Annotated in this window: 12 protein-coding genes; all 12 read left to right on the top strand. The window is 43.4% G+C overall.

Annotated elements, in window-relative coordinates; genetic code table 11:
* The first annotated feature begins 142 nt into the window (after window positions 1-142).
* Window positions 143-604 (top strand): xanthine phosphoribosyltransferase, encoded by a 462-nt coding sequence (gene gpt / locus Xets_RS27415; protein WP_099131051.1) that lies wholly within the window; start codon window positions 143-145, stop codon window positions 602-604.
* Window positions 605-619: 15 nt separating this feature from the next.
* Entirely contained in the window at window positions 620-1,867 is a 1,248-nt protein-coding gene (frsA, locus tag Xets_RS27410; protein ID WP_187651073.1) for an esterase FrsA, read from the top strand.
* A gap of 71 nt (window positions 1,868-1,938) precedes the next feature.
* Entirely contained in the window at window positions 1,939-2,340 is a 402-nt protein-coding gene (gene crl, locus Xets_RS27405) for a sigma factor-binding protein Crl (protein ID WP_099131053.1), read from the top strand.
* A gap of 129 nt (window positions 2,341-2,469) precedes the next feature.
* A complete protein-coding gene (proB, locus tag Xets_RS27400) occupies window positions 2,470-3,573 on the top strand; it encodes a glutamate 5-kinase (protein ID WP_099131210.1) in 1,104 nt (367 codons plus the stop codon).
* Between the two features lie 29 nt (window positions 3,574-3,602).
* Complete coding sequence (proA, locus tag Xets_RS27395; protein WP_187651072.1) at window positions 3,603-4,856, top strand: glutamate-5-semialdehyde dehydrogenase; 1,254 nt, start codon at window positions 3,603-3,605, stop codon at window positions 4,854-4,856.
* Between the two features lie 167 nt (window positions 4,857-5,023).
* On the top strand, window positions 5,024-5,554 hold the full coding sequence (aroL, locus tag Xets_RS27390) for a shikimate kinase AroL (RefSeq protein ID WP_099131055.1): 531 nt from the start codon (window positions 5,024-5,026) through the stop codon (window positions 5,552-5,554).
* Window positions 5,555-5,682: 128 nt separating this feature from the next.
* Complete coding sequence (gene aas, locus Xets_RS27385; protein WP_187651071.1) at window positions 5,683-7,833, top strand: bifunctional acyl-ACP--phospholipid O-acyltransferase/long-chain-fatty-acid--ACP ligase; 2,151 nt, start codon at window positions 5,683-5,685, stop codon at window positions 7,831-7,833.
* A gap of 4 nt (window positions 7,834-7,837) precedes the next feature.
* Window positions 7,838-9,022, top strand: coding sequence for a lysophospholipid transporter LplT (lplT, locus tag Xets_RS27380; protein ID WP_187651070.1), 1,185 nt, complete (start codon window positions 7,838-7,840; stop codon window positions 9,020-9,022).
* Window positions 9,023-9,047: 25 nt separating this feature from the next.
* Entirely contained in the window at window positions 9,048-9,551 is a 504-nt protein-coding gene (gene pncC / locus Xets_RS27375; protein ID WP_099131058.1) for a nicotinamide-nucleotide amidase, read from the top strand.
* A 103-nt stretch (window positions 9,552-9,654) separates the two neighbouring features.
* Window positions 9,655-10,731, top strand: a complete 1,077-nt coding sequence (gene recA, locus Xets_RS27370) for a recombinase RecA (RefSeq protein WP_099131059.1) — start codon at window positions 9,655-9,657, stop codon at window positions 10,729-10,731.
* 338 nt (window positions 10,732-11,069) lie between these two features.
* Window positions 11,070-13,697 (top strand): alanine--tRNA ligase, encoded by a 2,628-nt coding sequence (alaS, locus tag Xets_RS27365; RefSeq protein WP_187651069.1) that lies wholly within the window; start codon window positions 11,070-11,072, stop codon window positions 13,695-13,697.
* A gap of 247 nt (window positions 13,698-13,944) precedes the next feature.
* Window positions 13,945-14,130, top strand: a complete 186-nt coding sequence (gene csrA, locus Xets_RS27360) for a carbon storage regulator CsrA (RefSeq protein ID WP_010845367.1) — start codon at window positions 13,945-13,947, stop codon at window positions 14,128-14,130.
* Window positions 14,131-14,406 lie beyond the last annotated feature (276 nt).

Raw genomic sequence — 14,406 nt, 5'->3', positions numbered from 1 at the left:
CCAGCAATGGGCAGTAAGAATGAGGGCTTACCTTGTTTTTACTGGTTTTTGTTGGTTCAAATCACTATAATCTCGCGCAACCTTTTTTCCGCAAAAACACTTTTCTGAAATATTCTTTATTTAGTTTCCAGGATCTAATTTTATGAGTGAAAAATATGTTGTAACGTGGGATATGTTGCAAATACATGCCCGTCAATTGGCGCAACGTTTACTTCCCGTAGAACAGTGGAAAGGCATTATTGCCGTTAGCCGTGGTGGCCTTGTTCCGGGAGCGTTACTGGCTCGTGAATTGGGCATTCGCCATGTCGATACTGTCTGCATTTCCAGCTATGATCACGATAATCAGCGCGAGTTGAAAGTGTTGAAAAAAGCAGAAGGTGACGGCGAAGGGTTTATTATCGTTGATGATCTGGTTGATACCGGAGGCACTGCCCAGGCAATCCGTGAAATGTATCCGAAAGCTCACTTTGTAACAATTTTTGCTAAACCCGCCGGTCGCCCTCTCGTGGATGATTATGTTATTGACATTCCCCAAAACACATGGATTGAGCAGCCATGGGATATGGGAGTCGTGTTTGTTCCACCAGTTTGTGAAAAGCAGTAAGATTTTTCTTTTGTCATGACGAAACAAAACCTTTCAGAATCGCTGTTTAAGCCTCGGTTTAAACATCGGGAAACTTCTACACTGGTGAAATATACTCGCCCACAATCTGTAACTACCAGTGATAGTATGCTTGGTGGGGAGCGCCGCGAGCGTTGGTATCGTATGATTAATTGGCTCGCTTGGATCTGGAGGGGAGTCAATCCGCTAGAAATTCAAGATGTCCTCAGTCGGATTGCTGTGACAGATGCCGAACGCAGCACTGAACATTTGTTGGATACTGTGGTCGGCTATCGGAAAGGAAACTGGGCATTTGAGTGGTCTCAGCAGGCAATGTACTGGCAACAGGAAGCGTTGCATACTGAAGAGACGGAAAAAGCCGGAGCATGTTGGTTAAAGGCTGCAACGCTATATAGTATTGCAGCTTATCCTCATTTACGCGGTGATGAACTGGCAGATCAGGCCATTGTGCTGGCTAATAAAGCCTATGAAAACGCGGCACGTTTTTCTGACTATGAATTAAAAAAACTGGAATTCCAGCTGGAAGGGGGTAAAAGTGTTACTGGGTTATTGCACTTGCCTTCCCATATACAGGGGCCTTGTCCAACGATATTAGTTTGTGCCAGCCTTGATAATGTCCAGAGTGATTGCTGGCGGTTGTTTCGTGAACATTTCTCGCCTCTTGGTTTTGCCATGTTAACGCTGGATATGCCTTCTGTTGGTTATTCCGCTAAATTTACCTTGACGCAGGATACATGTGTACTTCATCAACAAGTTTTACAACAACTAAATAGCGTGCCGTGGATTGATCATACCCGTGTAGGTGTATTTGGTTTTCGTTTTGGGGCAAATATCGCGGTTCGGCTTGCTTATCTGGAGCCGAAACTTATTAAAGGAGTATCGGTGGTAGGCCCGATTGTGCATGAATTACTGCATGATGAAAAATTACAGCAGAAAATTCCGTCAATGTATATCGATGTCTTGGCCAGTCGCTTAGGGATTTATCACGTTGATGAAAAGAGATTGCGTTCAGAATTAGCGTGTTATTCGTTGAAGAATCAAGGGTTATTGGGCCGTCGTTGTACTGTACCCATGTTTTCGGTGTATTGGGAAGATGATATTTTCAGCCCAAGGAAAGACTCGAAGTTGATTGCTATGTCATCAATAGAGGGTTCAGTACGAGCTATTCCTGCAACATCAGTTTATAGTGGTTTTAATAAGGCATTACACGAAATACGTGTATGGTTGAAAGATAAAGTTTTATAAAACAAAATTTATAACTTGATATTTTTTAATCGTTTGATACAAAGGTGTTCTGTATATAAGGAGACCTTGGTATGACTTTACCTGTAAGTTATTCTAAAAATAGGTTGTTAAAGCGTTTTTCTGCATTAGGGCCGTATGTACGTGAATTAAAGTGCCAAAACGGTTATTTTTTCTTCGACTGTTTGGCCGTTTGTGTCAGTGCCAAAGCGGCCCCGGAAAAACGTGAATTTTGGGGATGGTGGTTAGAGCTGGAAGAGCAGGATCAAGGTTTTGTTTATCACTATCAGATAGGCTTGTTTGATAAGCAGGGTGAATGGAATATCATGAATATCAAAAAAAAGGCCGATCTTGAGCATCTTGAATCAACACTACAGGCATTCCACAAACGTCTGGTTGATTCTTTTGCAACTCTCAAACTGACATTGATCCCATCTGAGAATACCGTCACCCTGCAAACGCAAGTGATAGCGTGATTTTGTTTTTAACCTGCTTTTGCTAAATTTTGCGTTATGTCAGTTGGCATAACGCTTCTCTCCTGTTAAAACTGAACGTTGTTTTTTTAAAAATTGTTTTTTCAAATTAACTGTAATGGCAGAAATATGATGAATGGCAGCCAAACATTGGTTGTAAAACTGGGAACGAGTGTTTTGACCGGTGGCTCTTGTCGTTTGAATCGTGCCCATATTGTGGAACTGGTTCGTCAATGTGCTCAACAGCATGAAAAAGGTCACCGTATTATTATTGTGACTTCTGGTGCGATTGCCGCTGGGCGTGAGCACTTAGGATACCCTGATCTTCCGGCAACTATTGCTTCAAAACAATTGCTGGCAGCCGTTGGGCAAAGTCGCCTGATCCAATTGTGGGAGCAGCTTTTCTCTATTTATGGTATTCATGTTGGGCAAATGCTCCTGACCCGCGCAGATTTAGAAGATCGTGAACGCTTTCTGAATGCAAGAGATACCCTTCAGGCTTTGCTTGATAATCACATCGTTCCCATTATTAATGAAAATGATGCCGTTGCGACAGCAGAGATTAAAGTGGGTGACAATGACAATCTTTCTGCACTGGCTGCTATTTTGGGTAGTGCAGATAAGCTATTGCTTCTGACAGATATAGCAGGGCTTTATACCGCAGATCCTCGTAGTAACCCTGATGCAAAATTGATCTCTGAGGTGCATGACATCAGTGATGAGCTGAAAATGATGGCCGGGGACAGTGTTTCGGGATTAGGGACGGGAGGAATGGCAACAAAACTTCAGGCGGCAGGTGTGGCAGGGCGTGCTGGAATTGATGTCATTATTGCTGCGGGTAATAGGCCGGATGTTATTGCTGATGTTATTACAGGAAAGTCGGTTGGAACACGCTTTCATGGCCTGGCTAGCCCAATGGAAAACCGTAAGCGTTGGATTTTTGGGGCACCTCCGGCAGGGGAAATTATTGTCGATCATGGTGCAGAAGCGGCGATTATTGGGAAAGGCAGTTCGTTGCTGCCAAAAGGGATCAAAAACGTTAAAGGTGATTTTTCCCGCGGTGAAGTTATTTGTATCCGTAGCTTATCGGGCAAAGATTTGGCTCATGGCGTGTGCCGTTACAACAGTGATGCATTACGCCTGATTGCAGGCCATCATTCACAGCAAATTAGCCAGATATTAGGTTATGAATATGGCGCTGTTGCGGTTCACCGTGATGATTTGATCGTAATTTAATGCATTGATCGTGAGTTAAGGATTTCACCATGCTAGAGCAGATGGGAAAAGCAGCCAAAGCAGCATCGTGGCAGTTGGCGCAATTGAGTACCAACCAGAAAAACCAAGCGTTGAATCACATTGCTGATTTGTTGGAGACGGAGATTGAAGTGATTCTTGCTGCCAACCAGCAAGATATGAAGCAAGCCCGCGAACAGGGAATGAGTGCAGCACTACTCGATCGGTTATTACTGACACCGGAACGGCTGAATACCATTGCCAATGACGTGCGCCAAGTCTGCCGTTTGGCTGATCCTGTAGGGCAAGTTATTGATGGGCAATTATTGGATAATGGATTGCAATTGAGCCGTCGCCGAGTTCCATTGGGCGTGATTGGCGTGATATATGAAGCCCGCCCCAATGTTACCATTGATGTGGCGTCGTTATGTCTGAAAACGGGTAATGCAGTGATATTGCGTGGTGGCAAAGAAACTCACCATACAAATCAAGCGATGGTTAAAGTCATCCAGCAGGCATTGGAACAAAGTGGATTGCCGGCAGCTGCGGTTCAGGCTATCAATAAACCTGATCGTGAATTGGTGGCTGCATTGCTGAAAATGGATCGTTATGTCGATATGTTGATCCCTCGAGGCGGGGCTGGGTTACATAAATTGTGCCGGGAACAATCGACTATTCCCGTGATTACTGGCGGTATTGGCGTTTGTCATACATTTGTGGATGAAACCATCAATATTGAAAAAGCACTGGAAATCATTACTAATGCGAAAGTCCAGCGTCCAAGTGCCTGTAATTCACTGGAAACATTATTGGTGCATGAAAAAATAGCAGCCGATTTTCTGCCAGTTTTGAGTACCAAAATGAAAGAGCAGAGCGTGATATTACACGCAAGCAAATCAGCAATGACATTGCTGAAAGATGGCCCTGCAACTGTCGTTGAAGTGGCAGAGGAAGATTACTGTGATGAATGGTTATCTTTAGATATGAATGTGGAAATTGTTAGCGATATCGATCGAGCTATTGAGCACATTCGTACTTATGGCACAGCCCATTCCGATGCGATACTGACGGAATCTTTGCAGCAAGCTGATTACTTTGTACGCCATGTGGATTCAGCCGCAGTATATGTAAATGCCAGCACGCGCTTTACTGATGGCGGACAATTTGGTTTGGGGGCTGAAGTGGCTGTCAGTACTCAGAAATTACACTCCCGAGGCCCAATGGGACTTGATGCACTGACAACGTATAAGTGGATCGGTTATGGTGATTATTTGCCTCGTAGTTGACCATATCCTACTTTAATTAGATTTTATTGAACTATGTTGGGTCACACTTAAATTTTCAGTGTGACTTTTTAATCCATCAAAAATACCTTTTTACACTAGTGTAAATATTTAGTGACTACACTCTGTGTTTAGGCTTAATTTTATAGACTCTTCGGGAAAACAACGAAATGAAACAAACTCTATTCATCGTAGGTGCACGAGGTGCAGGGAAGACGACAATAGGTAAGTTGTTGTCTGAAGCGCTGTCGTATAAATTTATTGACACCGATGAAAGTATTCAGACCATGAGTAAAATGACGATAGCTGATCTTGTTGAACAATATGGCTGGGAACATTTCAGAAAATTAGAAAGCCAAACGTTGAAAGCAGTTAGCCAAAGTGAACGTATCATTTCAACAGGTGGAGGAATGGTGCTGTCGCTTGAGAATCGCCAGTATATGCAACAAAATGGTATTGTGATTTATTTACAGGCATCCGCAGAAGTTTTGAGTCAGCGATTATCTCTTAACCCAGAAAATTCACAGCGTCCCAGTCTGACAGGGAAGTCCATTATAGAAGAAATGGAGGGAATATTGGTTGAAAGAGAGCCGCTATACCAAGAGTGTGCCAATTTCATCGTTGATGCCAATCTCGCAACAGAAGATATCGTATCTCACGTTAAATCTTATATTTTAAACCAGAAAAACAAACGAATTTGATATATCAACGGCGTTTAAGTTTATTTTCTAACTGACAGGGAAATCTGATATAACAAATCGCCCATACAACTTATAGTATCGTTCTATTTACTCACTTTAATTTTATTAATTATATTTGAGATATGGATATGCTCTTAAATTTTATTCGATTACTTATTCGTGTACTCTTCAGGGTTACCATTGAAGGTGATACCAAACAGTTACAACAACACACCAAATGCATTATTACTCCCAATCATGTTTCATTTCTGGATGGCCTGTTAATTGGGCTATTCCTGCCGATAAAGCCTGTATTTGCTATTTATTCTAATATTGCAACTCGCGGCTTTCTCAAATTTATCAAATCTTATGCGGATGTTGTACCTTTGGATCCTAATAACCCAATGGCAGTCAGGACATTGGTTAAAGAAGTGGAGAAAGGGCGTCCGATTGTGATTTTCCCTGAAGGGAGGATCACCGTAACTGGCTCCCTTATGAAAATTTATGATGGTGCCGCTTTTATTGCCGCGAAATCAGGCGCAAAAGTGGTACCAATCCGAATTGAGGGGGCAGAACAAACGGTTTTTGGTCGGTTAAAAGGCATTGTGAAGCTGCATTGGTTCCCGAAAATCACCCTCAAAATTTTACCTGCCGTTGATCTGCCAATGCCGGATGCACCTGATTCAACAACACGTCGTCGTTTAGCAGGAGAACATCTCCACGCTATTATGATGGATGTGAGAATGCAGACGCGCCCAAAGGAGACGTTATTCAGCGCTTACCTAACTGCACAAAAACGCTTTGGCCGTTTTAAGTTCTGTATTGAAGATGTGAATTTTAAAGAAGATAGCTATCATTCATTACTGAAAAAAATATTGGGAATTAGCCGGATCTTAGAACGCTTTACACAAGAAGGTGAACACATCGGCCTGCTGTTGCCGAATGCGACTGTGATGGCGGCTACCATATATGGTGCTTCGTTAAAAGGGCGAGTACCGGCTCTTTTGAACTATACGGCAGGAAGCCGCGGCATTAAGAATGCCATGCAGGCGGCAACCATTAAAACCATCGTAACATCCCGCCAATTTCTGGAAAAAGGACAATTGTCTCATCTGCCAGAACAGGTGACTGAAGCTAATTGGGTATATCTCGAAGATTTAAAGGACACGATCACGCGGGAAGATAAGCTTTGGATATTGTGGCATTTGATTTTCCCTTCCAAAGCCATTTTGACTTCGCAAAAGCCGGATGATGATGCATTGATCCTGTTTACGTCAGGCTCAGAAGGTGCACCAAAAGGTGTTGTTCACAGCCATACCAGCTTATTGGCGAACGTGGAGCAGATAAAAACTGTTGCTGATTTTACTCCGCTGGATCGCTTTATGTCTTCATTACCACTGTTTCATGCTTTTGGCCTAACAGTTGGTCTATTTACTCCATTAATGACAGGCAGTCGTGTATTCCTTTATCCAAGCCCCTTACATTATCGTGTCGTGCCTGAACTGGTCTATGACCAAAATTGTACCGTGTTATTCGGAACTTCGACTTTCTTAGGCAATTATGCTCGTTTTGCCCATCCTTATGATTTTGCCCGTCTGCGTTATGTGGTGGCTGGAGCAGAAAAACTGTCCGAAAACACCAAGCGAGTTTGGCAAGATAAATTTGGTATCCGTATTCTGGAAGGTTATGGGGTGACGGAGTGTGCGCCGGTAGTGGCAATCAATGTACCGATGGCGGCAAAAACGGGAACAGTCGGGCGGATCTTACCTGGTATGGAAGCCCGTTTGTTGCCTATACAGGGTATTGAAGGAGGAGGCCGCTTACAGCTACGTGGGCTAAATGTTATGAAAGGATATCTGCGAGTTGAAGCACCTGATCGTTTGGAACCACCATCTGCCGAAGACGCCGAAGGGAATAATCAAATCGGGTGGTATGATACCGGAGATATCGTTTCTATTGATGAAGAGGGTTTCTGTACGATCAAAGGACGGGTGAAACGATTTGCCAAGCTTGCAGGGGAAATGGTTTCTCTTGAAGCGGTAGAACAAATAGCTTCTCACGTTTCTACTGATGCGCTACATGCGGCTACAACCAGGAGTGATCGAAGCAAAGGCGAAGCACTGGTATTGTTCACTACAGATGCGAATCTAAATAGAAACAGAATGCTGGGAGTGGCGCGTGAAATAGGGATGCCTGAGTTGTCGGTTCCACGTGATATTCGTTATGTGAAGCAACTTCCTTTGCTTGGCAGTGGCAAACCGGATTTTGTCACCCTAAGAGAAATGGCCGAACAGGAGTAAGGAAATGGAGACACAACCTCTACTAACCCGCGGAATGAAAGCAGTATTGCTGTCACAATTTCTTTCTGCTTTTGCTGATAATGCTCTGTTCTTTGCCATCTTAGCCCAATTAAAGGCAGAGTCTTACCCTGAATGGAGTTGGCCAGCACTGCAAATTGTTTTTGTTCTGGCTTATATCATATTTGCCCCTTTTGTCGGGCAAATTGCTGATCGGTTTGCAAAAGGGCGTGTCATGCTCTTTTCTAATGGCGTCAAATTGCTTGGCGCCATCAGCATTTGTATCGATATGAATCCTTTTCTGGGATATACCTTAGTGGGAATTGGGGCAGCGGCCTATTCTCCTGCTAAGTATGGGATATTGGGGGAGTTAACAGATGGTGGGCGTTTGGTAAAAGCCAATGGCATGATGGAGGCTTCTACTATTGCAGCTATCTTGATTGGCTCAGTTGCTGGCGGTTTCCTCTCTGATGTTAGCCTGGTACTGGCATTAGGGCTTTGTGCCTTATCGTATGGTGCTGCAGTCGTATCCAATTTCTTTATACCTCGCCTGGCGGCGGCTCGTAAAGGAAAGGGTTGGAATCCCAAAAAAATGTTGGGGGATTGCATGACGGTTTGTGCTTCACTTTGGCGTAATCAGGAAACGCGCTTCTCACTGGTAGGTACTAGCCTATTTTGGGGAGCGGGTATCACGCTGCGCTTCCTGTTAGTAGCATGGGTTCCTGTTATGCTGGGGATTGATGGCAATACGACCCCTACATTGATGAATGCAGTAGTTGCGATTGGTATCATTGTTGGAGCAGGTTTAGCTGCGCGGTTTATTACATTGAAAACCGTGCGTCGCTGTATGCCTGCGGGGATCTTAATTGGGTTCATGGTCATTCTTTTTGCTACTCAGCAATCAATCATATTTTCCTACTTAATTTTGATCGTCCTTGGCGTATTTGGTGGCCTTTTTGTCGTTCCATTAAATGCGCTATTGCAAGAACATGGAAAGCATTCGATGGGGGCAGGCAAAGCCGTTGCTGTGCAAAATTTGGGCGAAAATAGTGCTATGCTGGTAATGTTAGGGCTGTATTCGGTTTCCGTTATGGCGGGAGCTTCGGTCGTTGCTGTTGGCATTGGTTTTGGTATCTTGCTTTCTTTGGCAATTGGGGGGCTGTGGATTTGGGATCTGCTTCGGAAAAATTAATTTCTTATAGAATTGAAGGCCTGTTATGGATGAAAAAATCCTGAATCAGCTTAGTATTGAACTTGGAAAGAGATTAAAACGGAAAAAATTATCCGTGACCTGTGCAGAATCTTGCACAGGGGGTTGGATAGCTAAAGTGATCACAGATATTGCGGGAAGTTCAGCCTACTTTAATCGTGGTTTTGTGACTTACAGTAATGATGCTAAGCATGAAATGCTGGGCGTCTTGCCAGAGTCATTGGCGCAATTTGGTGCGGTAAGTGAGCAGATCGTAAAAGAGATGGCTACAGGGGCATTAATTGTCGCTAAGGCCGATGTTTCTGTTGCGGTCAGCGGCATTGCTGGGCCAGAAGGAGGAAGTGAGGAAAAACCGACTGGCACAGTTTGGTTTGGGTTTGCCTTTTACGTTAATGAAAACATCCAGACTGTAACATATCGCCAGCATTTTTCGGGGGGGCGCAATGCTGTGCGTCTGCAAGCCGTCCTTTTTTCTTTGAAAACCTTATTGGATGAAATCATAAAAAATTAGCTTGATGCTGTATGATTATACAGTATAATCATACGGCACTTTGGTATCAGAAACAGTTTATCAGCAGTGAGGCAGCCCCTTCATTGCTTGCGAAGGAGTAAACATGGCTAACGATGAAAACAAACAAAAAGCACTAGCAGCAGCGCTGGGCCAAATTGAGAAACAATTTGGTAAAGGTTCCATCATGCGTTTGGGTGAAAACCGCTCAATGGATGTTGAAACCATCTCTACCGGTTCCCTGTCACTGGATATTGCATTGGGTGCGGGTGGTTTGCCAATGGGCCGTATTGTTGAAATATACGGACCAGAATCTTCCGGTAAAACAACGCTGACACTGCAAGTCATTGCCGCTGCCCAGCGCGAAGGCAGAACTTGTGCTTTTATTGATGCCGAACATGCTCTTGATCCGGTTTATGCGAAAAAACTGGGTGTAGATATTGATAATCTGTTGTGTTCTCAGCCTGATACTGGCGAACAGGCATTGGAAATCTGTGATGCCCTATCACGTTCTGGTGCGGTTGATGTGATTATTGTTGACTCTGTTGCCGCATTAACACCAAAAGCAGAAATTGAAGGTGAAATCGGCGATTCTCATATGGGCCTGGCTGCACGTATGATGAGCCAAGCGATGCGTAAGCTAGCGGGGAATTTGAAAAACTCGAATACTCTGTTGATTTTTATCAACCAGATCCGCATGAAAATTGGTGTAATGTTTGGTAACCCCGAAACGACCACAGGTGGTAATGCGCTGAAGTTCTACGCATCTGTCCGTTTGGATATTCGCCGTACTGGTTCGGTGAAAAATGGCGACGAAGTGGTTGGTAGCGAAACGCGTGTGAAAGTGGTCAAGAACAAGGTTGCTGCACCATTTAAACAGGCCGAATTCCAAATTCTCTATGGTGAAGGCATCAACACTTTTGGTGAGTTGGTCGATCTGGGTGTTAAACACAAAATGGTAGAAAAAGCAGGTGCATGGTATAGCTATAATGGTGAAAAAATTGGACAAGGTAAAGCCAATGCCACTATGTATTTGAAAGAACACTCAGAAATTGCATCCGGGTTGGATAAAAAACTGCGCGACTTATTGTTGAATAATACAGGTGAGTTCAGTAGTGCAGCTACGGATTACGTGACAGATTATGAAGACAACGGCGAAGAAGTGAATCACGAAGAGTTTTAATTACTTATTTGTCTTCCAATTCAGTCATAATACAGAACTAATTTGGCTTTTAAAAACCACATCCATATCCGGTGTGGTTTTTTTTATGCCTGTTTTCCTGGAGGAAATAAACATCCTTGAAATAGGCGTATTGAAACAGGTGTAACGAACAGACTTTCAGAAAATCTTTAGACGAATTACAATGCTGGAAAGCGAATGGATTTATATGGGATTTTACTTCTTATGGAAGACACTCTATCTTAACCCTACTTTAATTTATTCGTGAGTTGAAATGGTGACGCGATATACCACCTCAACCATTCATAGATCTGTTTTTTCAGCTTGATTTCGGGACAATTATGAGCAAAAGCACCGCTGAGATCCGTCAAGCGTTTCTTGACTTTTTTCATACTAAAGGGCACCAGATAGTACCAAGCAGCTCGTTGGTGCCAACCAATGATCCAACATTGTTGTTCACTAACGCAGGGATGAACCAGTTTAAAGATGTTTTTTTAGGATTGGATAATAGACCTTATTCTAGAGCAACAACGGCTCAGCGCTGCGTTCGTGCTGGCGGTAAACATAACGATTTAGAAAATGTGGGTTATACAGCCCGTCACCACACTTTCTTCGAAATGTTGGGTAACTTCAGTTTTGGCGATTATTTTAAACAAGATGCAATTAAATACGCATGGGAGTTATTGACCAGCGAAGAGTGGTTTAACCTGCCAAAAGAAAAGCTGTGGGTTACTGTCTATGAGACAGACGGTGAAGCTTATGACATTTGGCATAAAGAAGTCGGTGTTCCAGCAGAAAGAATCATTCGTATAGGGGATAACAAAGGTGCTCCATATGCGTCAGATAATTTCTGGCAAATGGGGGATACTGGGCCATGTGGTCCTTGTACGGAGATTTTCTACGACCACGGTGAACATATTTGGGGAGGCCCTCCAGGCAGCCCAGAAGAAGACGGTGACAGATATATTGAAATTTGGAACATCGTTTTCATGCAATTCAATCGTCATGCCGATGGCACTATGGAGCCGTTGCCAAAACCTTCCGTTGATACTGGCATGGGGCTGGAGCGTATCACAGCCGTCTTGCAACACGTCAACTCCAACTACGAGATTGACCTATTCCAAAGCTTAATTGCTTCGGTTGCAGAAGTGACAGGAGCAAGAGATCTTACCAATAAATCTCTGCGTGTTGTTGCAGACCATATTCGTGCATGTGCGTTCCTGATTTGCGATGGGGTTATTCCATCCAACGAAAACCGTGGCTATGTACTTCGTCGTATCATTCGCCGTGCTGTTCGTCATGGCAACATGTTGGGGGCAAAAGAGGCCTTCTTCTACAAGCTCGTTGCACCATTGATTAAATTCATGGGGGCGGCTGGTGAAGAGCTGAAACAGCAGCAGACTTTGGTTGAGCAGGCATTAAAAACCGAAGAAGAACAGTTTGCTCGTACTTTGGAACGTGGTTTGCAGTTGCTGGATGAAGAGCTGGCTAAATTATCTGGTGATACGCTCGACGGCGAAACCGCTTTCCGCTTGTATGATACCTATGGTTTCCCTGTTGACCTGACTGCGGATGTTTGCCGCGAACGTAATATTAAAGTAGATGAGGCTGGTTTTGATGCAGCGATGGAAAACCAGCGTCGTCGTGCTCGTGAATCCAGTGGCTTTGGTACTGATTACAATGAACTGATCAAAGTTGATGGACGTAGTGATTTTTGTGGTTATGAACATAATTCACAGCAAGCTGCTGTTATCGCTATCTTCCGCAATGGCCAAGCCGTTGAGCAAATTCACGCTGGTGAAGAAGCGATCATTGTACTTGATAAAACTGCATTCTACGCTGAATCTGGTGGACAGGTTGGTGATACGGGTAAATTGTCGTACGACAATGGTGTATTCGACGTCGTCGATACACAAAAATATGCTCAGGCAATCGGTCACATTGGTAAATTAACAAGTGGTAGTTTGAGCGTTAATCATACAGTTAATGCTGAAATTGATGTGGTACGCAGAGGTGCGATTCGTTTGAATCACTCAGCGACCCATTTGTTACATGCGGCATTACGTCAAATTTTGGGAGAACATGTTGCCCAGAAAGGTTCTTTGGTAAATGATAAGTATCTGCGCTTTGACTTCTCTCACTTTGAAGCCATGAAGCCAGAACAGATCCGTCAAGTCGAAAACTTGGTGAATGAAGAGATTCGCAAAAATTCACCAATTGTTACAGAATTAATGGAGCTGGAAGAAGCAAAAACCAAAGGTGCTATGGCGCTGTTTGGCGAGAAGTATGACGAAAAAGTACGTGTACTTAGCATGGGAGGTTTTTCTACCGAATTATGTGGTGGTACTCATGCGAGTCACACAGGTGATATAGGGTTGTTCCGTATATCCAGTGAATCAGGTACAGCAGCAGGAATTCGCCGTATTGAAGCTATTACGGGGCAAACTGCATTAAACTCTATCTATCAGCAGGCTGATTTACTGCAAGACATCGCTCATCTGGTGAAAGGTGATATCAGTAGCCTGAATGAGAAAGTGAAAACGACACTGGATAGAACGAAACAGTTGGAAAAAGAGTTGCAACAGTTGAAATCTCAGCAAGCAGCTCAGGAAAGTTCTTCCTTGGCAAACCAAGCCAAGGAAATCCAAGGTGTTCGTCTACTGGTGACACAATTAGGTGATATAGAACCGAAAATGCTTAGGACGATGGTTGATGATCTAAAAAATCAGTTAGGATCAGCAATTATTGTGCTTTCTACAGTGACTGGTGATAAAGTCAGTCTAATTGTTGGTATAACGAAGGATTTGACTGCTAGAATAAAAGCAGGCGATTTAATCTCTTTTGTTGCCCAACAGGTTGGAGGTAAAGGAGGAGGACGTCCTGATCTGGCTCAGGCTGGCGGGACCGATGTAACAGCTCTTCCTTCCGCATTAGCTAGTGTAGAAGAGTGGGTAACATTGCGGTTATAGTTGGTATTGCCGTGACAGCAGTGGCACCATGAAAGCATTTTTTTATGGTGTCAAATGTTTTTTGTTGTGAAATTGTTGAAATGTTGGGCACATACTTATATTTTAGCTATCCTATAGATATAGGAAATGTGTTCAAAACTGCTTATACTTTAAGTAGATACCATTGCTTTACGTTTTCACGGTGTTTGATGGATAATAGCGGGGAAACCTAGAGACCCGACTCTTTTAAATTTTCAAGGAGCAAAGAATGCTTATTCTGACTCGTCGAGTTGGTGAAACGCTCATGATAGGCGATGAGGTAACAGTCACAGTACTGGGAGTTAAAGGCAACCAAGTTCGCATTGGTGTAAATGCGCCCAAGGAAGTTTCTGTTCACCGTGAAGAAATTTATCAACGGATTCAGGCGGAGAAATCTCAGCCTACAACTTTTTAATTCAAGAATGGCGTCCATGCTTTTTTAAGACTTGGGCGCTACTCTACTTCCTTCTTTTGTCACCCTACTATGTTTATCTCTTTTTGATACCTTGATTCTATTCTCTCATGTCTTTTTATTTTCTATCTGTTGAAAAAGCATCGTTCATGAGGCCATAGAGATGAATAATCATTTTCATCAATTTTAACGGTTTTTAGACAATTTCATTGTTGATAAAACAGTCCGTTAGATGCTAAACCAAGCATTTTGTGTGCTAAGTGTTCAAACGGAAAAAAG

The sequence above is a fragment of the Xenorhabdus sp. TS4 genome (genome assembly GCF_014467265.1).
GTDB classification, from domain to species: domain Bacteria; phylum Pseudomonadota; class Gammaproteobacteria; order Enterobacterales; family Enterobacteriaceae; genus Xenorhabdus; species Xenorhabdus ehlersii.
The sequence above is the reverse complement of the archived record's forward strand: the minus strand, read 5'-3'. Positions and strand labels throughout refer to the sequence as shown.

Excerpts from the sequence above, each read along its gene's own strand:
- gpt (WP_099131051.1), top strand. The coding sequence starts at position 143 with ATGAGTGAAAAATATGTTGTAACGTGGGATATGTTGCAAATACATGCC.
- frsA (WP_187651073.1), top strand. The coding sequence starts at position 620 with ATGACGAAACAAAACCTTTCAGAATCGCTGTTTAAGCCTCGGTTTAAA.
- crl (WP_099131053.1), top strand. The coding sequence starts at position 1,939 with ATGACTTTACCTGTAAGTTATTCTAAAAATAGGTTGTTAAAGCGTTTT.
- proB (WP_099131210.1), top strand. The coding sequence starts at position 2,470 with ATGAATGGCAGCCAAACATTGGTTGTAAAACTGGGAACGAGTGTTTTG.
- proA (WP_187651072.1), top strand. The coding sequence starts at position 3,603 with ATGCTAGAGCAGATGGGAAAAGCAGCCAAAGCAGCATCGTGGCAGTTG.
- aroL (WP_099131055.1), top strand. The coding sequence starts at position 5,024 with ATGAAACAAACTCTATTCATCGTAGGTGCACGAGGTGCAGGGAAGACG.
- aas (WP_187651071.1), top strand. The coding sequence starts at position 5,683 with ATGCTCTTAAATTTTATTCGATTACTTATTCGTGTACTCTTCAGGGTT.
- lplT (WP_187651070.1), top strand. The coding sequence starts at position 7,838 with ATGGAGACACAACCTCTACTAACCCGCGGAATGAAAGCAGTATTGCTG.
- pncC (WP_099131058.1), top strand. The coding sequence starts at position 9,048 with ATGGATGAAAAAATCCTGAATCAGCTTAGTATTGAACTTGGAAAGAGA.
- recA (WP_099131059.1), top strand. The coding sequence starts at position 9,655 with ATGGCTAACGATGAAAACAAACAAAAAGCACTAGCAGCAGCGCTGGGC.
- alaS (WP_187651069.1), top strand. The coding sequence starts at position 11,070 with ATGAGCAAAAGCACCGCTGAGATCCGTCAAGCGTTTCTTGACTTTTTT.
- csrA (WP_010845367.1), top strand. The coding sequence starts at position 13,945 with ATGCTTATTCTGACTCGTCGAGTTGGTGAAACGCTCATGATAGGCGAT.